The organism is Glutamicibacter sp. NPDC127525, from assembly GCF_042672105.1.
Taxonomy (GTDB): Bacteria; Actinomycetota; Actinomycetes; order Actinomycetales; family Micrococcaceae; genus Glutamicibacter.
Map to the genome: position 1 here is coordinate 219,630 of NZ_JBHXVN010000004.1, position 22,615 is coordinate 242,244.

Annotated in this window: 18 protein-coding genes; 12 read left to right on the forward strand and 6 right to left on the reverse strand. The window is 59.5% G+C overall.

Annotated features, from left to right (window positions below):
* Nucleotides 1-301: 301 nt before the first annotated feature.
* From ACFVHU_RS11400 to ACFVHU_RS11420, 5 genes are all read left to right on the forward strand, one after another.
* On the forward strand, nucleotides 302-1,009 hold the full coding sequence (locus ACFVHU_RS11400; protein ID WP_388024507.1) for a TetR/AcrR family transcriptional regulator: 708 nt from the start codon (nucleotides 302-304) through the stop codon (nucleotides 1,007-1,009).
* 124 nt (nucleotides 1,010-1,133) lie between these two features.
* Nucleotides 1,134-1,748, forward strand: a complete 615-nt coding sequence (locus ACFVHU_RS11405) for a hypothetical protein (protein WP_332487405.1) — start codon at nucleotides 1,134-1,136, stop codon at nucleotides 1,746-1,748.
* 36 nt (nucleotides 1,749-1,784) lie between these two features.
* Nucleotides 1,785-2,606: a hydroxymethylpyrimidine/phosphomethylpyrimidine kinase gene (locus ACFVHU_RS11410; RefSeq protein WP_332487402.1), complete on the forward strand. Its 822-nt coding sequence runs from the start codon at nucleotides 1,785-1,787 to the stop codon at nucleotides 2,604-2,606.
* A 362-nt stretch (nucleotides 2,607-2,968) separates the two neighbouring features.
* On the forward strand, nucleotides 2,969-3,457 hold the full coding sequence (locus tag ACFVHU_RS11415; protein ID WP_105658599.1) for an FBP domain-containing protein: 489 nt from the start codon (nucleotides 2,969-2,971) through the stop codon (nucleotides 3,455-3,457).
* 563 nt (nucleotides 3,458-4,020) lie between these two features.
* Complete coding sequence (locus ACFVHU_RS11420) at nucleotides 4,021-7,092, forward strand: S8 family serine peptidase (protein ID WP_388024510.1); 3,072 nt, start codon at nucleotides 4,021-4,023, stop codon at nucleotides 7,090-7,092.
* A 90-nt stretch (nucleotides 7,093-7,182) separates the two neighbouring features.
* Here ACFVHU_RS11420 and ACFVHU_RS11425 read toward each other — a convergent pair whose 3' ends face one another.
* The 4 genes from ACFVHU_RS11425 to ACFVHU_RS11440 all read right to left on the reverse strand — a co-directional run bounded on the left by ACFVHU_RS11425 (nucleotide 7,183) and on the right by ACFVHU_RS11440 (nucleotide 11,544).
* Nucleotides 7,183-8,448, reverse strand: coding sequence for a glycoside hydrolase family 3 N-terminal domain-containing protein (locus ACFVHU_RS11425; RefSeq protein ID WP_388024511.1), 1,266 nt, complete (start codon nucleotides 8,446-8,448; stop codon nucleotides 7,183-7,185).
* Between the two features lie 69 nt (nucleotides 8,449-8,517).
* Nucleotides 8,518-9,810 carry a Y-family DNA polymerase gene (locus ACFVHU_RS11430; protein WP_105658602.1) on the reverse strand — a complete coding sequence of 431 codons (1,293 nt, stop codon included), beginning with the start codon at nucleotides 9,808-9,810 and terminating at the stop codon, nucleotides 8,518-8,520.
* Complete coding sequence (locus ACFVHU_RS11435; RefSeq protein WP_105658603.1) at nucleotides 9,800-10,216, reverse strand: LexA family transcriptional regulator; 417 nt, start codon at nucleotides 10,214-10,216, stop codon at nucleotides 9,800-9,802. Before ACFVHU_RS11435 ends, ACFVHU_RS11430 begins: the two co-directional genes overlap by 11 nt.
* A gap of 83 nt (nucleotides 10,217-10,299) precedes the next feature.
* Nucleotides 10,300-11,544 (reverse strand): hypothetical protein, encoded by a 1,245-nt coding sequence (locus ACFVHU_RS11440; RefSeq protein ID WP_388024514.1) that lies wholly within the window; start codon nucleotides 11,542-11,544, stop codon nucleotides 10,300-10,302.
* Nucleotides 11,545-11,620: 76 nt separating this feature from the next.
* Between ACFVHU_RS11440 and ACFVHU_RS11445 the strand changes: the two genes are divergently transcribed.
* Nucleotides 11,621-12,475 (forward strand): NAD-dependent epimerase/dehydratase family protein, encoded by an 855-nt coding sequence (locus ACFVHU_RS11445; protein ID WP_388024516.1) that lies wholly within the window; start codon nucleotides 11,621-11,623, stop codon nucleotides 12,473-12,475.
* A 103-nt stretch (nucleotides 12,476-12,578) separates the two neighbouring features.
* Here the strand turns inward: ACFVHU_RS11445 and ACFVHU_RS11450 are convergent, their stop codons facing one another.
* Nucleotides 12,579-13,856, reverse strand: coding sequence for an NAD(P)/FAD-dependent oxidoreductase (locus tag ACFVHU_RS11450; RefSeq protein WP_388024518.1), 1,278 nt, complete (start codon nucleotides 13,854-13,856; stop codon nucleotides 12,579-12,581).
* Between the two features lie 323 nt (nucleotides 13,857-14,179).
* On the opposite strand from ACFVHU_RS11450, the gene ACFVHU_RS11455 reads away from it, so the two are divergent.
* Nucleotides 14,180-15,385 (forward strand): hypothetical protein, encoded by a 1,206-nt coding sequence (locus ACFVHU_RS11455; protein ID WP_105662421.1) that lies wholly within the window; start codon nucleotides 14,180-14,182, stop codon nucleotides 15,383-15,385.
* 628 nt (nucleotides 15,386-16,013) lie between these two features.
* Here ACFVHU_RS11455 and ACFVHU_RS11460 read toward each other — a convergent pair.
* Complete coding sequence (locus tag ACFVHU_RS11460) at nucleotides 16,014-17,198, reverse strand: sensor histidine kinase (RefSeq protein ID WP_388024520.1); 1,185 nt, start codon at nucleotides 17,196-17,198, stop codon at nucleotides 16,014-16,016.
* A 313-nt stretch (nucleotides 17,199-17,511) separates the two neighbouring features.
* Here ACFVHU_RS11460 and ACFVHU_RS11465 point away from each other — a divergent pair, with 313 nt between their 5' ends.
* The 5 genes from ACFVHU_RS11465 (at nucleotide 17,512) to ACFVHU_RS11485 (ending at nucleotide 22,399) form a co-directional block, all read left to right on the forward strand.
* Nucleotides 17,512-18,186, forward strand: a complete 675-nt coding sequence (locus tag ACFVHU_RS11465; RefSeq protein ID WP_105658609.1) for a response regulator transcription factor — start codon at nucleotides 17,512-17,514, stop codon at nucleotides 18,184-18,186.
* A gap of 129 nt (nucleotides 18,187-18,315) precedes the next feature.
* On the forward strand, nucleotides 18,316-20,874 hold the full coding sequence (locus ACFVHU_RS11470; protein WP_388024523.1) for an ATP-dependent Clp protease ATP-binding subunit: 2,559 nt from the start codon (nucleotides 18,316-18,318) through the stop codon (nucleotides 20,872-20,874).
* Between the two features lie 150 nt (nucleotides 20,875-21,024).
* Entirely contained in the window at nucleotides 21,025-21,381 is a 357-nt protein-coding gene (locus ACFVHU_RS11475) for a VOC family protein (protein WP_388024525.1), read from the forward strand.
* Nucleotides 21,382-21,385: 4 nt separating this feature from the next.
* On the forward strand, nucleotides 21,386-21,973 hold the full coding sequence (locus tag ACFVHU_RS11480) for a hypothetical protein (protein ID WP_388024527.1): 588 nt from the start codon (nucleotides 21,386-21,388) through the stop codon (nucleotides 21,971-21,973).
* A gap of 9 nt (nucleotides 21,974-21,982) precedes the next feature.
* On the forward strand, nucleotides 21,983-22,399 hold the full coding sequence (locus ACFVHU_RS11485; RefSeq protein ID WP_105658613.1) for a GNAT family N-acetyltransferase: 417 nt from the start codon (nucleotides 21,983-21,985) through the stop codon (nucleotides 22,397-22,399).
* Nucleotides 22,400-22,615 lie beyond the last annotated feature (216 nt).

Below are 22,615 nucleotides of genomic sequence, written 5' to 3' on the forward strand. Positions count from 1 at the left end.
GCCCACGAATCAAAAGGGTGAAGGTTCCATGCCTGCGCGCTGTCCCGCTGTATTAGCACTTACGCAACAAGTATCCCATGCATAACTGCGGCCACGTTCTCACCTGTTGAAGACCAACCATGTTTCAGAAATCAAAGAATTCCAAAATTCATATCTCACTTGAATGTCTTCGAACTATAAATTCGAGGAAACAAATAGTGCAGTGACCGTCCTCCCGTACATCAGCATGAAAATTTTCCTTTTTTGAACGCGTTCAAATAATTGGTAGAATCGGATCCACCCACTTCCATCCAAAGGCTCCATGACAACGCAACCACGCACCGAAAAAGGCCAGCAGACCCAAGCCAAGCTCTTGGCAACTGCCTTGGAGTGCTTTGCCACGGACGGATATAAAGCCTCGAGCATGCGTGCCATTGCTTCGAACGCAGGGGTTTCCCTGTCGCATGCGTACTACTACTTCACGTCCAAAGAGGAGATCGTTGCCCAGCTCCTGCTGAACCTGCGCAGGGAGCAATTCGATCTTTGCGCGGGGATGCTCGCAGAGGGAAATACCCTCGAAGCCAACATCCGCGCAGTACTCGACACGGGCGTCGAAGCGTTGGCTCCCTATCACGATTTCGGGCCTGCGTTCCTGCGTCTGATGCTCGCGCGCGATATGGGCAACGACGAGATTTCCAGCATTGAATTGGAGATATGGGAGAAGGTCGTTTCCGGATCCCGCCCGTTGCCCCCATTAGGCATACGACGCGATCTGCCGAAGTTCTTGCTGCTGGTCTCCCGCCAGATCTTCTCGGCGTGGGCTTTCGACCAGTCGCCGCAGCAGCGCCGATCCAGGCTTCTGATGAAGAACATGGCACCGGTTGCCGCCAAGTTCGCGGTGCTCTGCCGCTTGCCTGTGGTGCGCTCGCTCTTTGAAGATGTGCTGGCACTGATGGATCCAGGGCCAGCAGGGATTGCCGAGGTGTCCATGGCAGATCCTTCACCGCTGAGACGGCCGAAAGCCTCCTGAAAAGCCGCGGATTGCGCGAGCCGGCAAACACCCTGACACAGAGTTCCGTATCACCGCGCCTTAAGGCGTAAAGTCAAACATGCCGATAGGTGATCCCTAGCGAACCAAAGGAGAATGCAGCACTATGAGCGCAATGGCACGAGCACTGCCAAGCTGGACCCACGACTACGCCACGCTGCGTGATCGCATTGCTTCCTTCCCGAACCAGCACGAGATTCGTTCGGTGAATCAAGACGGCGAAGACGTGGAAATCCTCCGCTACTGGCCTGATGCTTCCTGGTCCGCGCCAAAGGACGCGCAGCGCTTGATCCTCTTGGGCACTCCCAACGACGGCACCGCTGCAGAACTCGCCACTTCGGGTTGGCAGCCAAGCACGACCATGCATCTGCTGGCCGGCAAGCCCGACGACGTCGAGCAGGTAGTCAAGCTCGCCGATACGTCCGGGCTTTTCGAGGCTCCAATGGATAACTATGACGTCGTTGAGGTGACCGACTTCGACCGTCCGGTCGCCCGAGGACGCATGCGCTACGGCGAAAACTACGGCCTGCTTACCGACCCGGACCTTTTCTCCCCCGCTGATCCCGATGCGGCTCGCCGCGCGGTACTGGCTAACTTTGCAGGCGCAGCTTTCGGCCACGGGCTGCCCTGGCTGCTGCTGGTAGCCACCGCAGAACACGCCCAGCAGCTTCCCGAGGGCTGGTCCAAAGCGACCACGCTCAGCTTCTGGCAGCACGGCTAATCCCATTCCCTACCCGCACTACCCGCAATTGAGACTATGACTAATACAAACACTGCCTCTCCAGCCATGACCCTGACCATCGCTGGTTCCGAAGCCACTGGCGGCGCAGGCGCCCAGGCCGATTTGAAAACCTTCCAGGAACTGGGAACCTTCGGCATCGTGGCTTTGACCTGCATCGTCTCCTTCGATCCCAAGGACTCCTGGAACCACCGCTTCGTTCCCGTTGACCAGCAGGTAATTGCCGATCAGCTCGAAGCCATCCAGGCCTGCTACGAGGACAAGCTCAGCACGGTCAAGCTGGGCATGATGGGCTCGCCAGCAACGATCAACACCGTTGCCACCGCGTTGAATTCCCAGCAGTGGGACAACGTACTGCTGGACCCGGTGCTGATTTGCAAGGGCCAGGAACCAGGCCACGCACTGGACACCGACGAAGCCCTCAAGGCTGCCTTGCTGCCCTTGGCTACGTTCGTCACCCCGAACCACTTCGAGGCTGAACAGCTCTCGGGAATCAAGATCACCACCGAAGATGATCTGATCGAAGCCGCCAAGAAGATCCACGAGGTCTCCGGCGCGGCGGTCCTGGCCAAGGGTGGAGTCCGCATCGCTGGCGAAGACGCCGTGGACGTTTTCTACGATGGCACGACCCTCGAGGTCTTGCGCGAGAAGAAGATCGGCGAAGTTGCGGTCTCCGGCGCGGGCTGCTCGCTGGCCGCAGCCGTAACTGCAGAGCTGGCCAAGGGCGCTACCCCGCTGGAGGCAGCCCGCACAGCCAAGGCGTTTGTCACCGAAGGCATCCGCAACCGCGTTTCTGGCAACACCCCGTTTGACGCACTCTGGCAGGGCGGCCGCCGCTAGGCCCTGGCTGCTGGAGTGTTTGCTGGCCACTGCCGTTCACGGCGGTGGCCAGCAAACTGCTTTAACCGTGATCCCAGTCATTGGCCTAAGCCAACCGCACTTGTTATGGTTATTCCGGAAGTGCTCAGAATCAATGCGTGGAGAACCACAGGAGGGAGCGGTCGGCTATGCAAGCCACTTTGACGCTCTGCCCGTTCGTCTGCGTATCGAACGGGGTTGGCAACACATTTTCCGCTTAGGGCTTCTGCCTTAGGCAATGTTCCAGTGCCCCCAATTTTTCGTTCCCTTGCAGACCTCAACACCTTGACGATTCGTGATTCCGTGCGCTCATGAAGCGCGTGCGGACTATTTGAGGATTTCCCATGCAGCCATTGACCGAAAAAACCATCCGCTCTTCCTTCATCAACGCCAGCCGCCAAGAAGCGAAGAAATTGACCCTGCCCGAAAACTTTGCCTCCCTCGAGTGGGATTCGCTGGAGTACCTGGGTTGGCGCGACCCGAAAATGATGCAGCGCGGCTACCTGCTCCACACCGATGAAGCGGGGCAGACCCGCGGCATCCTCTTGCGCCCCACCGACGGTGGCCGCAAGCCGACCAACGCCACGATGTGCGAGATGTGCCGCGATGTGAACATCCCCTGCGCGGTAGGCATGTGGACGACCAAGCGCGCTGGCCAGGCTGGACGTGACGGCAATACCTTGGGAACATTGATCTGCCTGAACTTCGAGTGCTCCCGCAATGTGCGGATCCCGCCTCCGAAGAATCCGATCTACCCGGACCCAATGGTTGTCGTTGCCGAGCGCATCCAGCTGCTCGACGAGCGCGTGCATAGCTTCCTGAACCGCCTCTAGGCAACCGCAGCCTTCAAGCCGATTCCGGCGCCGCCCGCCCAGCAAGTAGTGAACTGATGAGTAACAAAGCGTCCAAATTTTCTCAAAAATGGACGGGCCCATCAGGCCTTGCTGGGCGGGTTTGTCGCAGTGGTTCGCGGATTTTATTGTGAAATTCCCAAGCCAGCACAATATCCAACCAAAGGTTACTATTCAATAACCCCTTGATATATGAGCTACGTCACCTAAGATTCCAGCTATGGGTATACGCACTAGCGGACGTTTACCCCGGACGATCATCAAGGCTCGCACCGCTTTTATGTCGCCCGCCCATGACGGGAGCAGCACCGCTATCCAGCCCAGCTAGGAGAATCATGGTCACTCGCCGCACGCAGAGAGTGCCGCGCCTGATTTTGGGATCAGCCACTGCGCTTGCACTGGCTGTTACCTTGTCAGGACCGGCAAGCGCAGCAGGAATCCCCCAACCAGGCGACGGCGAAAATGCCGCGTCCCTGCCAATCACCAGTTCATCAGCGCTGTCCAACCTGAAAGTCTCCGGACCTCTTGCCAAATCAACTGGTGAAGTGTCTGTTTTCGTTCAGTTCCAGGGTGATGGCGCCTTCGAGACGGTGAAGAAGTCCGGCAAGAAGAAGGACACTGCCAAGGTCAAGAAGATCGGCAAGGAGGTCAAGGCCAAGGGCAAGCAGCTGGCAGCCGAGGCCAACTCGAAGGTCATCTACACCACGCACAACGCACTGCAGGGTGTCGCACTGACCGGTGATGCCGCTGATCTGCGCAAGCTTGCACAGCGTAGCGACGTTGCCAAGATCAGCTCCATCGTTCCCAAGAAGCCCTCCAACCGCAGCTCGGTAGTTGACACCGGCGCCCTGGAATCATGGAAGTCCCTGGACAAGACCGGCGACGGCGTCAAGGTGGCTGTACTGGATACCGGTGTGGACTACACCCATGCCAGCTTCGGCGGCCCGGGCACCTTGGAAGGCTACAAGGAAGCCCAGGCTTCCGATGAGCTGCCCGGTGCAGATTCGGGCCTGATCGACACCAACAAGTTCATTGGCGGTTGGGACTTGGTTGGCGATGACTACAACGCCGACTCCGACGATCCCACCTACCAGCCAATTCCGCATCCGGACCCTAACCCGCTTGACTGCCAAGCTGCCGGACACGGCTCCCACGTTGCCGGAACCACCGCAGGCTATGGCGTCAACGCCGATGGCTCGACCTTCACCGGGGACTATTCCTCGCTGGACGCCGACGCGCTGGCGCAGATGAAGGTCGGCCCGGGCTCGGCCCCTGATGCACAGCTCATCGGCATCCGCGTCTTCGGTTGCGGCGGCTCCTCCTCCGTGGTTGGCCAAGCACTGGACTACGTACTTGATCCGAACGGCGACGGCGACTTCTCGGACCGCGCCGACGTGGTCAACATGTCCCTTGGTTCGGATCATTCCCCGGCCAACGACCCTGAAAATGACATTGTCGACGCCCTGAGCGCAGCCGGCATCCTCTCGGTTGTCGCTTCCGGCAATGCCGGTGATGTCACCGACGTGGGCGGTTCGCCGGGCAACTCGCGTTCCTCGCTGACCGTAGCCAACTCCGTTGGCTCGCACGTCACCCTGGACAAGATCCAGGTCGATGGCCCCGACAATGTCGCCGGTTCGGCCTCGGGCCAGTACTCGGCGAACTTCAACTACACCAATGCTGATCCGGCCGCCTTGTCCGGAGAAGCAGTGATGGCTCCGGCCGATAACGCATTCGGTTGCGACGCTTTCGAAGAAGGTTCGCTGGAAGGCAAGTGGGTTTGGCTGCAGTGGAGCGAGAACGGCGAGTTCCCTTGCGGTTCCGGCGCCCGCTTCAACAACGCTGAAGCCGCCGGTGCCACCGGCGTCCTCTTGGATGCAGAAAGCAACCTGTTCGATGCAGGCATCGCCGGCAACGCGACCATCCCAGGTGCGCAGTTCACCTTGGACGAGTCGAACAAGCTGCGCCCAGCAACTGAAGCTGGCACGCTGCAGGTTACCCTGTCCCCCGAATTCGTTGGCGGTTCCTCCAGCGAGTCCGGCGTTGCAGACACGCTGAATTCCTCTTCATCGCGTGGCGTCCACGGTTCCAACGGCGTGGTCAAGCCGGATGTGGCTGCCCCAGGTACCCAGATCGGCTCGGTTGGCGTGGGCACCGGTACCGGCACCGCCGTGATGACCGGTACCTCGATGGCCACTCCATTGGTTGCTGGTATCGCCGCGCTGGTTCTGGAAGACAGCGACTACACCCCATATGAAGCCAAGAGCATCATCATGAACACCGCGGCCACCGACATCAAGGCCGCCAATGGCGAAGCCTACGGTCCGAACCGTGTTGGTTCCGGTCGCGTGATGGCCGATGCCGCACTCCAGAGCCCTGCTTTCGCCTACGATTCCGAGGCAGCGGATCTGACCAGCGTGGTCTTCGGCGTTATCGAGCTGGGAGGCAAGAAGCCGTTCAGCGCGCAGCGCGAAATCACCATTGAGAACACCAGCGGCAAGGCGCAGAGCTACGACGCCAACTACGTGGCCGCTACCGAGATCCCAGGCGCAAGCTTCACCTTGGATCGCAGCAGTGTCACCGTGCCGGCCGGCGGCAGCGCCAAGCTGAACGTCACCCTGAGCGTTGACCCGCAGCAGTGGGCCAAGACCATCGATCCAACCATGGCTACCAGCCAGTCCGGTCTGGCTCGTGCCTGGGTTGCCGATGCCAGCGGTCGCGTCGAGCTGACTGCCAGCAATGCTCCGACCCTGCGCATTCCAGTCCAGGCAGCACCCAAGCTGGCTGCTGACATGGAGGGCAAGCTCAAGAAGATGAAGAAGGGCGCGGATACCACCACCCTGAGCCTGAAGGGCAAGGACATCACTGCTGGCGAGGGCGCTACTTCGGTCACCTCCCTGCTCGGCGCCTTCGAACTGGGTGCTTCGAGTGAACGCGGCGACGATTCGCTGGACAGCATCCCGGCGGCCCGTTCCGTGGACCTGCAGCACGTTGGCGCATCGAGCACCGCTGCCCGCACCGGTGTGGCTGACGGCCTGCTGAACGTCGGCATCTCCACCTGGGCCAACTGGGCCCACCTGGCTGGCGGCACCGAGCTGGATGTCGAGATCGATACCAATGGCGACGGCGAAGCCGACTTCGTTACCTTCAACGCCGCATTCGACGAAGTTGACCTTGACCTGGCAGCAACCTTCAACCTCGCCACCGGCGAGCAAGTTGATCTGCAGCCAGTGAACGGCATGCTCGGCGATGTCGATACCAACACCTTCGACACCAATGCAGCGGTCTTCCCGATCTCCCTGTCAGCCCTGGGGCTCGATGAGGATTCGTCGGAGATCTCCTACCGTGTGCTGGGCTACTCCTGGTACAACACCGATGAGAACGGCTCGATGATCCCGGTTGACCAGACCGACTGGATCGACTTCAACGTGGCAGCGCCACAGGTTGATTTCGGTGCAGAAGGCACCTTGTTCACCGATCTGTCCGGTACCCAGATCCCGGTGACCGTTGCAGACAGCACCAAGGCATCGAAGGCACTGTTGCTTCACCTGCACAACGGCAATGATGACCGTGCACAGGTTCTGGAAGTAACTGACGGAAAGAAGAAGGGCAAGAAGTAGGCCTTCCACCTCCCAAGAGCAGGCCCGGGGCACTTCCTAGCGAGTAAGGAAGAGCCCCGGGCCTACACCTTTAAGATCCAGCCGCGCAGCTTATTGCATGCGCAGCTTCTCTTCGAGAACCAGTACTGCGGCTTCTCTTACCTGGGCCGCGAATTTCCCATCGGCCTTGGCCTCGGCTGCCAGGGCCTTCGCCATGGTGATGGCCGGAGCCGATTTTACGCATAGCGGAACAGTTCCGCCGGCGGCCACGAACTTCACTGCGCGCTCGCCCACCGGCAGGTAGCCGACCTGCTTGGCTTCACAGAGATCATCGGAAATCACGATTCCCCCATACCCCATTTGCTCACGCAGCAATCCGGTGATGATCTTCGAAGAGAACGGTGCATCATTCTTTCCATCGAGCCGGGAGTAGCGGGCGTTGGAGACCATGACCCAGGACTTGCCCTGCTCGATAGCCTGCTCGAATGGCTGCAGATCGCTGGAGTCCGCATCGATCTTCGTATCGGTCACTTTGGTACTGGTATCGGTGTTCCCAGCGACCCGGCCCAATCCGGGGAAGTGCTTGACTACCGGTTGCACGCCTTCGGAGCGCAGCGCTTCGTTCACCGTCGAAATGGCCTTGGAGACCCCCGAGGCGTCATGCGCGTATTCGCGGCCAAAGTAGCCGATGGGTGCGTTGCCGGTGCCGATACTGGCAGGAACAACGTCCGCCACCGGAGCCAAATTCACGTTGATGCCGGCTTCAGCCAGTTCTTTCCCGGCGGCGCCCACTTCACGCTCCAGCTTCGATACAGGCCACCCTCCCTGCGTCAACGCAGTCGGCAGTTCGGTGAAACCGGGGCCCTGGAGCACCCGGACAAAGCCCCCTTCCTGATCGGTGGCCACCCAGACCGGCAATTGCCCGGGAATGCCGGACTCCAAGCCCTGGGTAATTTCCTGGACCTGGGCAGCGGTCTGCTTCACCGGCAGTTGCGAACGGCCACGCAGGAAGACATTGGAAATTCCCTGCTTCTTCATCGCAGAAATTTCCGCAGCGGTTGCTCCTGTTGCCGGGACACCGGCCATCACGAGGCTCGCTGCCTGTTCGCTGGCGCTCAGCTCGTCGGCCAGCGCTTCTGCTTGCTGGCGCAGAGAGGGCTCCTGGCTGCGGCTAGGCGATGGGCTTTCTTCAGCCCCGGAGTTGCCGGACGGGCTGGGAGTTGCCTGCTGCGCAGGAGTCCTCGTACTGCTCGGGCTGCTGGAGCTGCCCGCGGACGTGCTCGAAGCTGGTTCTTGGGCATTCGGCGCACTGCAGCTAGCGAGCATCACCGTCATCAGGATTCCGACTGACATGAGCTGCTTGGCACGGGTAGTCATGAGATCATCCTCCCACCGTAAACTGCGAAGTTGCCGAAGAGCCGAGAACCTTTTGCCGTGGGCAGAACGCTAGGCACGCACCACCAGCAGTTCATCCCAGTCGGTGGTGTAGCGCTGCGAAATATGCTCTCGTTTCATCGACCATTCAGGGATTTTGGCCATCCCGGCATGCCCCAGGCCAATGGATTTGGCACCGAATCGAAGGGAGATATCCTGGACTACCGAAGAGACGTTCTCTTGTTCCTCGGCAGCCGGATCGGGACTCTGGCCAAAGAGGTCCAGCTGTGGCTCGCCCGGAGAATCGCTGAGCCCGGAGAGGATCACTCCCCCGCGAACATAGTCCATTCCCGGTTTCATCAGATCCCGCATCGCGGCAATTGCCAGCTTGCTGAGCACGATGGGATCCCGCGTCGGACGCGGCAGGCGCACCTGGGCACTGGGGAATGAGGCTTCTCCCCGGGCGAAGCGGCTGGTGCCCGCGGTGACGGTAAGCAATGAAGCGTACAGGCCTTCGCGCGCCAAGCGGCCGGCAGCCTTCTGCGCATAGATGGACATGACTTCTTCCATCGCTTCATAGGTGCGCACCGGCGTGGAGAAGGAACGGGTGAACATGACCTGGCCGCGGTCCGCGCGCTCCTCCACCGGACCGATGCAACGTTGCCCGTTGAGTTCGAAGACCGTGCGCTGCAAGACGACAGAAAACTTCTTGCGGATCGCCAAAGGGTCAGCTGCTTGCAGGTCCGCGATGGATTCAATGCCCATGGCTGCCAGCTTGGCACCGGTTTTGCGGCCCACGCCCCAGACATCGGTGACTGGAACCCGGTTCAGGATACTGCCCAGGACCTCGGGATCCATGAGCTGCTGGACGCAGACTCCGCCCAGTCCCGGATTGTGCTTGGCAATATGGTTGGACAGCTTCGCCAGGGTCTTGGTGGATGAGACACCCACGCAGACTGGCACCCCAATAGTCTTGTCAATGGCGGCACGGATCTGGGCCGCGGTGCTGCGCACCTGCTCCAGGTTGCCTTCCAGGCCGACGAAAGATTCATCGATGGAATACACCTCGTGCCAGGTCCCGAAGCGTCCGAGCAATTCCATGACACGGGCAGAAATATCCCCGTACAGTTCATAGTTGCTCGACCGCACCGCAAGGTTGTGGGAGTCCATATAGCGTTGGACCTTGAAGAAGGGTTCTCCAGTAGGAATGCCCAGATCCTTGGCTTCCTGGGAACGGGCCACCACGCAGCCGTCATTGTTCGACAGCACCACCACGGGACGATTGCGCAGCGAATAGTCGAAGGCCCGCTCGCAGGAGACGTAGAAATTGTTGACGTCCACCAGGGATACGTGGTCAGCGGACATGATGCAGGCACCTGGTAATGACGCCGAAGACACTGACCTCATCGCCTTCGGCCAGTACTACGGGCAGGGGCGATTCATCGCTGAGCAGCCCAACCTCGTGGCCGTCAATCTGCCAGCGGCGCACCAGCATCTGCCCGTTGAGGTTGACGATGACCACAGAGCCGTGGCGCACGGCCAGCGATCGGTCCACGATCACTTCATCGCCGTCGAAGATACCAGCTGACCGCATGGCGTGGCCCGAGACGCGCATGATGAAAGTGGAGACACGGTCACGGACCAGCAACCGGTTCAGGTCCAGTCCGCCGTCAAAATAATCGCGTGCTGGCGAGGGGAAACCCATCGCGGATACCGCTTGGACCGGCCCTTGGGTTGCTCCCGGAGGCATCAGCTCCTGCTCTTCAGCCACACCCCACCACTTTCTAGTACAAATATTCGAATACTTGAATTGTAGCGTGTTATCCAGCAACCTTCATGTTTCCGGCGAGCGCGCTAGCCCCGGGACTCCGTGGCAGAGGTCCTCCCATGGACCCTGGCCTGTGCTTTCCAGCTGTACAGCGCGGCGGATACAACGATAACCAGCAGCGTCGCGGCACCGGAGACCACGATAATTGCCCTGGCCGGGCCAATCAGCAATCCCGGGGTGCCGATGAGATAGCCCAATGCGACCATGATGTTGATGAGCATCCGCAGCTGCGCCCAAGCAGCACCATGGCGGGATTCCGGCACGTATTCGTAAATGGCTGTTCGCACTCCAGTATTGTGCAGTCCATTGCCCAGCCCGCCGGCAAGGAACACCAAGGCCAGGCCAGCCGCGTTGGACCAGAGCCCTTCCGTGAGGATCGCGGCGCCCACCAGCCCTCCACCGAGCAGAATCGGCAAGACGCTTCGGGTACCGAAGCGGCGATTGCCTCCCAGCAGGGAACCGAACACTGCGCCCACGGACCAGGCACCGAGCAATACCGCGTATCCAGTGTCGTTATCGGTGATCCCGCGCAGGTAGAACACCCCCGAAACGCCTTCTGCTGCGGTAAACAGCACGATCGCTGCCACCGGGAGCAGCAAGATCCGCAATTGTGGATTGCGCGTCAATGCAGCTCCACCGGGCGATACCGGTCCACCCGGATCCGGCTCGTTCCCTGCGTCTGCTCCTTTCCCGTTGGCGGCTTGCGAGCGGGACAGGAAGATGGCCGCCAGGGCCAGTGCCAGGAATCCTGCCGCCGCGTACCAAAGCACCGCGCCGATCCCCGCTTTCGCGAAGACGAGTGAAGCTATCGCCGGCGCGATGATTCCCGCAAGGGACGTCGCTACGACAAGGAAGCTGCTGGCACGAGCAATGCTGAAGCCTCCGCGGATGCGCGGAATGATCTTGAAAATGACCGCTCCGTTAACCACCGCGCAAATACTGGCCACAGGCATCAAGGCGAGGCTCGCGAAGATATTGGAGGCAATGGCCATCACCGCGAAGATCGCCACGTGCACGCACAGGTTCAGGATCCACACCCGGACAAGGGCTGACCCGTCCACCCAACGCCCTATAGCCGGAGCGGCAAGGATCGGCGGAACCAAGCCGGCGAGGAACAACGCGGTTACGCCCCAGGACCCCAACTGATCCGCGGATTCCAGGGTCAAGGCAAAGACCGCCATGCCCTCGCCGAGCATGGAGAGCAATGCAACCACGCAGAACAGGACGCAACGCACCGAAGACTGCACCTGGCCCCCTTCCTCCGCGCGCATGCCACGCTGGCCTAAAGGTTCTAGTCTATGGGTAGGAGGATTCGCCTCCGAGGACATATTGCGCCAAAGGAGTCTCGTGAAAGTATTACTGGTCAGCTGCGGAGATGTCGCCACCGAGGCAGGACTGCGGCTCCAACAGGAGGGCCATCGCGTCACCGGCTGGCGGCGCAACAGCCAGAAGCTGCCCGCAGGATTTACCGGCCACAGCGTAGACCTGCTCGATGCCGCCCAGTGGCCAAGCATCGATCCGCAGACCGAAATCGTCGTGCTCACTCCCGTGCCAGCCACCCGCGATGCCGATGGCTACACGCGCGGCTATCTGCAGGTCGCCAAAGAACTGGCTTCACGGCTGACAGCCCAATGCCCCAATCTTCGCCGGCTTATCTACATCTCCTCCACCGCAGTGATGGGCGGCGCCAACGGAGAACTCGTCGACGAATCAGCACCGCTTGCCCCAGCTAGCCCCACCGCGCAGGTCCTTGCGCACACCGAGGCAGCGCTCGCCGGCAGCGGCCTGCCGGTAACAATCCTGCGGGCGTCGGGAATCTACGGCCCGGGCCGCACCCGGCTCATCGATCACGTCACTGCCGGAGCCGCACAGATTCCCGCGGGCTCGCATTGGACCAACCGCATCCACCGCGATGACCTGGCCGCGGCCATCGTTCACGTTGCGGCGCTGGGAGAGCAAGCCGCTGGCCTCTACCTGGCCAGTGACAGCACCCCAGCCCAGCTAGGCGAGGTCTACCAGTTTTTGGCCAAGGAACTTCATTTGCCTGCGCCGGAAGAGGCAGGACAAGCCCCGGCTCGACGTGCTGCCGACCGCCGGCTCGATAATTCCAAGCTGCTAGCCAGCGGGCTTGAACTGCAGTATCCGGGATTTGCCGAAGGCTACCGCGCGATCCTTGCCGGGGCATCAACCCGTCACGCCTAAAGCGCGTAAAAGACAGCCTTAAAGGAAAACCGGCTTGCAGCGCATCGCCATGATGCACCGCAAGCCGGTTCTTTTATTTCGTTCCGGGTGTGGACCGAAACGCCTAGAACCCCTTGCGCAAGGGGTTGAAGTGCCGGGCGATGCCTGGAACCTCCTGGCCAGCAATCTGGGCAGCCAGGATCTTGCCAGTCAGCGGTCCCAGCGCAACGCCCCACATGCCGTGGCCACCGCCAACCGACACGCGCGAGGATCCGGTCTGGCCAATGAGTGGCATGCCGTCCGCGGTGCATGGGCGTCCACCCACCCATTCTTCTTTGCGGTTCTCCCAGTTAATCCCCTGGTAGACCGGGGTCGCAGCGGCAACGATGGCCTCAATGCGCTTCGGCTCCAGCTTGTGGTTGGCGTCGCGGAATTCCATGGTGCCGGCGATGCGGAAGCGATCGCCCAGCGGGGTGCAGGCAACGCGCTGGGTCGGGAAGTAGATCGGGTGCGTTGGCATGTGTTCCGGCTCCACGGTGAACGAGTAGCCGCGGCCTGCCTGAACCACAACGTTCACACCGAACTTGCTGGCCATGTCGGTCATCCAAGCACCGGTAGCCAGCACCACGTGATCCGCGGTGATTGAACGGCCTTCGGAACCGATGACGGTGACCGAGCCGCCATTGTCGCGCACATCGGTGACGTTGAAGGCTCCGATGATGTCGCCGCCGCGGGCGATGACGGATTCGGCCAGTGAATCCATGAACTTCGGCGGGTTGATGTAGCGCTGGTTCTTGATGGCTACGCCCGCAGCGACCTTATTGGACAGGGTCGGCTCGATGCCGCGCAACTCGTCGCCGGTGAGCAATTCGTAATCAACTTCGCCGCCGGTCTTCTCGATCATCTCGAATTCATGCAGCAGCGCATCGCGGTCGCTGAGCGAGGTGAAACCGGTCAAGAATGGATTTGCCGGCTTGGTCGGCTCCTGCACTCCCGGCCCTGCCGAAGTCGCCTGCGCGATTTCGTCGAAGGCATCCAAACCGGTCGCGCCGATTTCCGAGTAGACCCGCATGGCTTCTTCCCACTTCTTCGGGGTCGAGTGCCAGGCAAAACCGATCAGGAAGCGGAGCAACTTGGCATCGGCCTTCAGCGGAATGTACAGCGGGGATGCCGGGTCGAGCATCATCTTCAGGCCGTTCTTGAAAATTGCAGGCTCCGCGATGGGCAGGGTCAGCGCTGGGGTCAACCAGCCGGCGTTACCCCAAGAGGAACCGGACGCGACGCCGCCGCGATCCACGACGGTGACCTTAATGCCCGCTTCCTGCAGGTACCAAGCGGTCGACAGGCCAACAAAGCCAGCGCCTACAACAACGACATGATCTGGCACGCCTACTCCAGCCATGATCCACTCTCCTAGCATTTCGACGGCCTCTCCACACGAGCCCGCATGTCTTCACTGTCGCGCGATCCCCAGGGAAAATCAACGCGTCCTGACGATTCGACGGTGAGCGCCACCACACCGGCAGGAGGTTCGTGTTTCTTGCGGTAAATGATTGCCTATTCCGAACTTTCAACAAGTACTTCCTCCCGTACGGGCACTTTCCCCAGAGGCTGCATCACTATCGCCCATCGGGAACTTCGCCTCCAGCGCGTCCTGCGTAGACTGGAGAGAAGCGAATTACCAATCCCGCCGATCAGCCATTTCTAAGGAACTGCACCACACTCATGGCCTCACGTAAACCAGCCAAGAAGAAGCCTGCCCAGGGTCATCCAGCCCGCCGTTCCGGCGCCAGCAGCGTGCCTTTTGAATCTGAAGTGCGCCAAGCTCTTCAGCCATTCAAGTCCTCGCTCTTCCGCCACTTCCACGAAGAGGGCCAAGCAGCCAGCGAGACCCGCGCAGCGCTCGAAGGGCTCACTACCCTGCTGACCGTGCATGCCCAGTTGCGCCAGAGCGTTGACGTCAAAACCCTGGATCCGACGATTCTGGGTGAACAGCTGGGCCACTTGACGTCGCTGGGCAAGGAAGTTTCGGAAGCCAGCGCTGCGATCCTCAAGCATTACCTGACTTTCCTGGGCACGACCGCTAATTTCGGCGGAAGCGTGGATGACTTCAAGCAGACTTTCGAATTCCTCTCCCGCATGGCTGGCGATTCACCCATCGTGGCACCTTATCTCGAAGATGATGAGGCCAACGGCAGCCTCGAAGCGATGCCCTTCGTTTTTGCGGCTCGCGAGTTGATCAGCTGGGTTGGCGAAGGCAAGCCGACCACCCCAGCTGGCGTACTCACCGGCGATACGCTGCAGGATGCGGCCAGCGCGCTGGGCCTGTTCGTCAAGGTCGATGAATCCGCCGGCGTTCCAGAGGATGCCCAGTGGGAGCCGGAAGACGGCACTGCCGTTTCTTCGCTGGCCGACATTCCACGCCTATCGGCATACTGGGACGCCCTGATCGGCACGGCCATGCTGCGCTACCAGGAACCGAACGCAACCCCAACCGAGTCGCTCAGCGATGCGCTGCTGGCATCCAGCGGACAAGGCGCCCGCTTGGTCAAGGAGCTGATTGCAGAGGTTCTCTACTCGCACATCCTGATCAACACCTTGGAGCAGCCGGGCAAGGCGCAGATCGCCGAGATGGTGGCCGGCGTGTTGAGCAATGCCGCATCATCGACACCGCCACGTGCCGAGTTCGCGTTGCAAGTTCCGACCGAAGATGACCTTCCCGCCGAGCAGCATCACCTGATTGCCAGCCTTGAGGAGGTTGTCCCCCAGGTCGAGTCCCTGCTGCGCGTCTTTGAACGCGAAGGCCTTGTCGAGATTAATGACGAGATCACGATTCCTGTGGTCTTGCGCTCTTCACTGGAACGAGCGCTGGCCAAGGTCTCTGATCATGTTTTGAAAGACACCCAAGAGGCAGAGGCTTCCGAGGTTTAGACCACCAGCAACGGCAAAGGGTGCGAGAGCTAATTCGAGTTCTCGCACCCTTTGCCGTTGATTCATCGACTAGCCGATGCACGTGGCCAGCTCGGCGTCGTGCCACGGCAGGCGATCGAACCATGGGCCCCGCTTGGTTCGCCGGCCTTCACGGCCAAAGAATCTGCGGTTGCTTCTGCGTTGATCGCAGCATCTGCCGTCTTGCTATCAAAGCCGCCCTTAGGCTCCACGGCCAGGCCTTATTGTTGCCAAACAACCGTATCTGCCTGGGTACTCATGCGCGCTCGCTTCCCAGACAGGAAATGCTCTCCATAGGCGCAACACCCCGCCACGCAGGCCCATTCCGACCTGAGGTGTGAGGCAGAACGCAGAAACACGGGCTGGGTTTAAGTTATAAAAGGTACGTTGCATTACTGACAGACAACGGCGTGCGATGGGGGCACAGCGCCGATGAAAGATCAGTCCGTTTACGCAATGCAACGTACCTTTTAATCACCCTCGGATCCTTAGTGATGCCACTCGCAAAACACCACCAAGTACCTTCCCGGTGATCGGTCTTCACCGATACATGTCTAACTTATCGCGTCCTGCGAAAATCCGAAATCATACTTTAGTAGGAGGGTAGGGGTCAGAACGGGATGCTTGCGCGCAGTGCCCAAACACCGTTTTCGGAACTGGTTGCAAACTTTCCACCAAATGCACGCATCCTGTCACCCATGCCAATCAGGCCTGTCCCGCCTTCGGGCAACCCACTCGCCTTCTTGTCGAAATTCCCCATCTGATTAGTAATTTCCAGGATACCCTCTGCCCCTTGGACCGTGAGTTCGAAGGTGCACTTCCCGCCCAAGGCACCGTGCTTTATCACATTTGTTGTACCTTCTTGCATGACCCGATAAATCGCAGTCTGTGCAGAACGGGGCAATTCGGAAATTTTCTCGTCAGTGGTGGAGCTCACCTCGAAATTTGCCTCTTTTAGCCTCTGAACGAAAAGTTCTGCACCCTGAAGCGCGTAAACAGTAGTAGCGGCCGGCTTATCAATGCCCTGGGACGAGGGATCTGCCATGGTCCCATCAGCCCTCAGGACATTGAGCATCAGGCGTAAATCGTGCAAAGTCTCAGTACTCAGTTTGGCGATGACATCCAGAGCTTCGAGGGCCTTCTGCCCATCGTTTGCGAATTTCGCGGCCTTCGACTGCATGGCCACGACCGTGATGTCATGCGCGACAATATCGTGCAGATCCCGGGCAATGTTCTTTCGCTCCCGGTCGACAGCAAGACGAGTCTGCTCTTTGACCGTATGCATTTGCCGAAGAGCGAGCTCGTTCTTCTCGCGCAGCAAGTAAATATTCCTCGTTAAGAAGAACGCCATCGCCGTCAACGGGGCAATCCCGACAAGCAGAACCGCGTCTTGCCCGGACTGGACGCCGAACTGCACCATCCACGCTGCGGACAAGGTTAGGAATAAGGCCCTAACACTCATGGCACTGGCCGTAGCTGCCAGCGCCGAAAAAATCATGAATGAAACGACAGTCCAGAAGAACAAGGCGCCGTCCGTGAGGAAGAAATAGGCAACTGCCACAAACAATCCGACGGATACGGCAACCCAGCGAAGACCAAGCACAAGAATTGCGCACAGTCCAACGCCGAGCAACGCGCCTCGAACCGAAATATCCGACGAACCACTAAATCCGTCTTCCAGCAGAGTCACGAACTCGCTACTGGAAACCGCGATCAGAACCGCAATACCAGTCCAAACAATGACACCCCGACCAGCGAAGAGCTTGGTCAGGGTGTCCTTTAGTCGTCCATTCATATGCCGAATAATTCCCGGCTCAGATGATCAAGTCAAATAAACCGCGTTATGGGCAGGCGACGCCGTAGCGTTTGCAGAACCACTCCGAGAAGGCTGAGCCAAAGCCAGCAGGAGTAGCAACGTTGCCACTGCTGGAGGCTGGAGAGCTCGCGGCAGATGCAGGAGCTGCCACGGCGGTCAATGGTGCCAGAACTAATGCTGCTACGGCCAGCATTTTCAAACCCTTCATAACAAACTCCACATCAGATCAACTTATATACTTTCAGGTGAACAGGCCAACATGAGGCCACCCGCATCGAATCAGAGGAATCAGATGGAACAAATAAAGGTCCTTATTGTCGATGATGAACCTCTAATTCGGCATGCGTTGGGCACAATCCTAGCAACAGACCCCGGAATTGTAACGGTTAATTCTGTTGAAAATGGACAGGCCGCCGTCGAGTATTGCAGCGGCAATCAAGTGGACGTTGTGCTCATGGATTTGCAGATGCCGATAATGGACGGGGTTAGCGCTACTAAAGCAATCAAATCTGCCGAAGACAGCCCCTCAGTGCTTGCCATTACCGCCTTTTCTTCGGACGACTATCTGGTTCCGGTACTGACCGCTGGGGCCAGCGGATACTTGGTAAAAGACTCTGAACCAGATGAAATTATTCATGCGATCCATGCCGTTCACCAAGGAACTGCAGCCATTTCCCCGTCGGTTTCTTCTGATCTAGTTTCTGCGGTTCGCGAAGCTTACCGGGATAATTCCCAAGACATTCAAGAACTGGCCTATGACTTGGGAATTACCAATCGGGAATTCGAGATTCTAAAACTGCTCGCACGCGGGCTAAACAATACCGAGATTTCAAGAACTCTGACTATTTCCGAAACCACGGTTAAAACCCATATGGCGAAGATTTTCGTTAAGCTGAATGTTCGCGATCGGGTCCAGGCCCTGGTTGCGGCCGCGCGTATGGGCCTTATCGAAATCCCGAAAGACTAGCGCCTGCTTTCCAGCTATTAGTGTGAAGTCAACCTCTTTGACACCTTGCCCGGCTGGTTCGGGAATATCTGCGCGCCATATGCGTTGAACATGAGCATAGACCGCTCAAGTTTCTATTAGGAGGCTCACTTGCCAGCATTTTTCGGCGCACCGTCAGATGGCTCGTTTGAGGAATTCCTCTCTCGATTCCTGTCTTCACGTGCCCAGGCAGCACGTCCCATCGACCTCACGCGCCTGCTTTCCGCCCGCACCCACGAAGCGGTAGCCACCGCGGCAGCGATTTCCCAGGAGCATGGCCACGACGAGATTGATTCCCTGCACCTCCTGATGGCTCTGCTGCGCACCGAACCAGTCGGCGAGCACCTGACCGCCATGGGTATCGACATCGAGGCTTTGAGTGCAGATGCCATCGCGCGCATGCCCAAGTCCCAGGAGAAGGGCGAGAAACCATCCCACCTATCGTCGGCAGCTCAGCGCAGCCTCTTTGACGCCTATCAGGTTGCTCGTAACTACGGTTCGACCTACATCGATCCTGATCATCTTTTCCTGGCCTTCGTTTTCAACCCGGAATCTCCGGTCAGCCAGCTCCTGGCGCAGCACGGCATCACCGGCCAGTCCTTGCAGCAAGCCGCCATGGAGCAGGCCCAGCGTGGCCAAAACGATACCCAGAACCAGTCCGATTCCGAGTCCGACGTGTCCATGCTCGAACGCTACGGAACCGATCTGACCCTGCTGGCCTCCGACGGCCAGATTGATCCGGTGATCGGACGCAAGGAGGAACTGGATCAGGTTATTGAAATCCTGGCCCGTCGCACCAAGAACAACCCTGTGCTGATTGGCGAGGCCGGCGTGGGCAAGACCGCCATTGCCGAAGGCCTGGCCCGCGCCATCATCGATGACCAGGTACCAGCCCAACTGCGCAATGCGGCCTTGATCTCCATTGATCTTCCGGGCATGCTCGCCGGAACCCGCTACCGCGGAGATTTCGAGCAGCGGCTCACCGGCCTGCTCGACGAGGTAGCCGCAGCCGAAGGGCAGGTGCTGATATTCATCGATGAGATGCATCTGCTGGTCGGTGCAGGCTCTGGCGAGTCCGGCAATATGGACGCCGCAAATATCCTCAAGCCGCGTTTGGCGCGTGGCGAGCTGCACATGATCGGCGCCACTACGCTCGATGAGTTCCGCAAGGTGGAGAAGGACAGCGCGCTGGCTCGGCGCTTCGGCAAGGTTACTGTCGCCGAGCCGTCGGAGGAAACGGCACTGGCCATTGTGGACGGCCTGCGCGAATCCTACGAGGATCACCACCAGGTGCAGTACACCCCCGAAGCGCTCAAGGCCGCGGTGACGCTCTCTGCCCGCTACCTGAACGACCGCCAGCTTCCTGACAAGGCCATCGACTTGATCGATATCGCCGGTGCCCGGCGGTCCATCGCTGCCGGAGATGCCGAGGATGTGCAGTCCCTGCGTGCCGAATTGGTAGACGCCGAGCGTGAGAAGTCACGCGCTATCGGCGAGGAACGATTCGAAGAAGCTGGCGCATGGCGTGACCACATCGTGGAGATGACCGCGCGCATCAAGGCTGCTGAGGAGGCCGGCGATGCAGGGGTCACCCGGGTAGTGGATGAGAAGCAGATTTCGGAAGTGATCTCCCGATCCACCGGCATCCCCACCTCGCGCATCTCGGGAGATGACAAGGCACGCTTGGCTTCGCTGGAAGATTCCCTGCATGCTTCGGTCATCGGCCAGCACGATGCCGTTGCCGCTGTGGCACGCGCCGTGCGTCGCAACCGTACCGGAATGTCGCCAGCAGGTCGCCCCATCGGCTCGTTCCTTTTCCTGGGTCCCACCGGCGTCGGAAAGACCGAACTGGCCAAGGCCCTGGCTGCAAACCTCTTCGGTTCGGCTGAATCGCTGGTTCGAGTCGATATGAGCGAATACGGTGAGAAGCACACCGTGGCGCGCCTGATCGGAGCACCTCCGGGGTACATCGGCCATGACGAGCCCGGCCAGCTGACCGAGAAGATCCGCCGCAACCCGTATTCGGTCGTGCTGCTCGATGAAATCGAGAAGGCTCACCCGGACGTGTTCAACGTGCTGCTGCAGGTACTCGATGACGGCCGGTTGACCGACTCAGCCGGGCGCACTGTCGATTTCTCCAACACGCTGATCCTGATGACCAGCAACCTGGGCGGCGAGTACTTGGCCAACAAGGCCGGAAACTTCGGTTTCACCTCCGCCAATGCCACCAGCGAGGCTGGAGAAATCCGGGCCAAGGTCATGGGCAAGGTACGCGAGTTCATGCGCCCAGAGTTCCTGAACCGGCTGGACGAGGTACTGCTGTTCTCCAAGCTCTCGCAGTCCGAGATTGGCCAGATCGTCAAGCTGGTCATCGCCGAGACCGAAGCTCGCTTGGTGGACCAGGAGCTGAAGCTGGAGGTGAGCGACGCTGCCGTGCAGTGGCTGGCAAACGAAGGCTACGACCCCGAGTTCGGTGCTCGCCCGCTGCGCCGGCTGGTACAGCGCAAGGTACAGGATGCCATTGCCGACCTGCTGATCAGTGATTCGCTTGCCGCTGGTGACACCGTTTCGGTGGACTACGCCGCTGGCATGCTGAAGGTGCAGAAGAAAGTCGAGATGCCGACTCCACCTGCTCACAACGAGCACGCGCCAAACTACTTCGATAGCTAGGCCGGCCTAGCCCATAAAGGGGCTTGCTTGGTCGGGACTTCCGTCCCGGCCAAGCAAGCCCCTTTTCTTCGCTTAGAAAGTGCGCTAGTCAGCTGCAGAAATGCAGTCAACCTCTAGCTAAGCAGGAAGACTCCCGGTACCTTTGACTGCATGGCGAACATTGGAATGATCACCCTTGATGCCCTTGACGAGAAAGCTGCCTCGGCTTGGTGGAGGGCTGTTCTGGGCGGGAAATATCTGGGCCAGTACCCGGGGTTCACCATGATCAGCGTCCCTGGCTTCAGCGCGAGGTTGGGGTTCCAAAAAGTTGATGAGATCACTGCCGGCAAGAACCGGGTTCATCTCGACTTGGAAGCAAGCACCAGCCGCGAGCAGGAAGTCGCCCGTTGCACAGCCGCTGGCGCAACACGCGTTGAGGACCACACCGAAGATCCCACTTTTGGCTGGACCATTATGCGCGATCCTTACGGAATCGTCTTTTGCATTTCCGACCCACACGAGGACTGAGGACATGTCGCTGTTCGCCAGGAAATCATCGGAGGCTTCGACTCACCGGGTGCAGATCCATTTTGCCCAGCCGATGACCGAACGCCTGCGCAAAGATCATGAAGCGGGCCTGCTCGATACATTGTTGCCCAAATACAAGTCTTCCGGAACCATCATCAGCGCCAAGACCACATTGGACGCGTCCGAGGAGCCGATCTCCAGCGACATTAACCTTGAAGTGGCCACCCCCGAACCGAAGAAGCTGTTTTCCGAATTGCTCTCTTCGCTCATCGATGGAGGACTGGGGCATGGTTCCTGGCTGATTATTGATGGACAACGCACCGAAGTAGGCGGCAGCGAGTACGTTTTGCTTCGAACCAGGCTTGGGGCCGAATCGGAATCGGATCTGGAGCCAACAGTCAGGGCCCTGCAGCATGCATTGGGTGACGGCGAAATCGGATGGCATGAGGATGTCTACTACCGGCATGATGGCCCGGTGTTCGTTTACAACGGCGACTCCGCCCAAGCCATCATCCACACATTGGAAACAGAACTGGTGAAGCATCCGTTGCTGGGCAACGCAGAGATCCTTTCGGTTTCCCCGCAACAGTAAAAGGACTCGATGGAACTCTCCACCACTAAGGTGCCTTCCGAGGAACAAATACTCTCGCTCTACAACGCGGTGGGCTGGAGCGCCTATACAGACAACCCAGACGTACTATTCGAAGGCCTGAAGAATTCAGCATGCGTAATCTACGCCTACGACGTAGACCACCAGTTAATCGGCCTTGTGCGCGTGGTCTCGGATAATGCCACCATCTGCTACGTCCAGGACATCCTGGTGCGTCCATCTACGCATCGCACCGGCGTAGGCCGTGCTTTGTTCTCTGCCGTACTAGTGAAATATGAGCATGTGCGTCAGCTGGTCCTGATCACCGATGATGAACCCGGGCAACGTGCCTTCTACGAATCCATGGGGCTCACGGAAGCGTCGGATTTCCGTCCCGGTGCGATCCGGACCTTTGCCAAATTCTCGTAACAGCTCTCCCTTCGCTGCCTGGCCTGTATAGACTGACCATTCATCGATAATGAGGAGTTATTCTTGCGCACCCGTTCGGTCATTGCCCTGTCATCGTTGGCTTTGCTTCTAGCAGGGTGCAATGCAGCTCCCGAACAAGCAGCGCCAGCCGATTCGACGGCGGCTTCCGTCGCTGGCTCCACTCCGGCGGCACAGCCCGCGGCCGAAACCGGTGAA

Bases quoted from the DNA above. Each gene is read 5' to 3' on its own strand.
- ACFVHU_RS11400 (WP_388024507.1), top strand. From the start codon at position 302: ATGACAACGCAACCACGCACCGAAAAAGGCCAGCAGACCCAAGCCAAG.
- ACFVHU_RS11460 (WP_388024520.1), bottom strand. From the start codon at position 17,198: ATGAATGGACGACTAAAGGACACCCTGACCAAGCTCTTCGCTGGTCGG.
- ACFVHU_RS11405 (WP_332487405.1), top strand. From the start codon at position 1,134: ATGAGCGCAATGGCACGAGCACTGCCAAGCTGGACCCACGACTACGCC.
- ACFVHU_RS11455 (WP_105662421.1), top strand. From the start codon at position 14,180: ATGGCCTCACGTAAACCAGCCAAGAAGAAGCCTGCCCAGGGTCATCCA.
- ACFVHU_RS11430 (WP_105658602.1), bottom strand. From the start codon at position 9,810: ATGTCCGCTGACCACGTATCCCTGGTGGACGTCAACAATTTCTACGTC.
- ACFVHU_RS11450 (WP_388024518.1), bottom strand. From the start codon at position 13,856: ATGGCTGGAGTAGGCGTGCCAGATCATGTCGTTGTTGTAGGCGCTGGC.
- ACFVHU_RS11480 (WP_388024527.1), top strand. From the start codon at position 21,386: ATGTCGCTGTTCGCCAGGAAATCATCGGAGGCTTCGACTCACCGGGTG.
- ACFVHU_RS11440 (WP_388024514.1), bottom strand. From the start codon at position 11,544: ATGCGCGCGGAGGAAGGGGGCCAGGTGCAGTCTTCGGTGCGTTGCGTC.
- ACFVHU_RS11465 (WP_105658609.1), top strand. From the start codon at position 17,512: ATGGAACAAATAAAGGTCCTTATTGTCGATGATGAACCTCTAATTCGG.
- ACFVHU_RS11410 (WP_332487402.1), top strand. From the start codon at position 1,785: ATGACTAATACAAACACTGCCTCTCCAGCCATGACCCTGACCATCGCT.
- ACFVHU_RS11485 (WP_105658613.1), top strand. From the start codon at position 21,983: ATGGAACTCTCCACCACTAAGGTGCCTTCCGAGGAACAAATACTCTCG.
- ACFVHU_RS11415 (WP_105658599.1), top strand. From the start codon at position 2,969: ATGCAGCCATTGACCGAAAAAACCATCCGCTCTTCCTTCATCAACGCC.
- ACFVHU_RS11425 (WP_388024511.1), bottom strand. From the start codon at position 8,448: ATGACTACCCGTGCCAAGCAGCTCATGTCAGTCGGAATCCTGATGACG.
- ACFVHU_RS11475 (WP_388024525.1), top strand. From the start codon at position 21,025: ATGGCGAACATTGGAATGATCACCCTTGATGCCCTTGACGAGAAAGCT.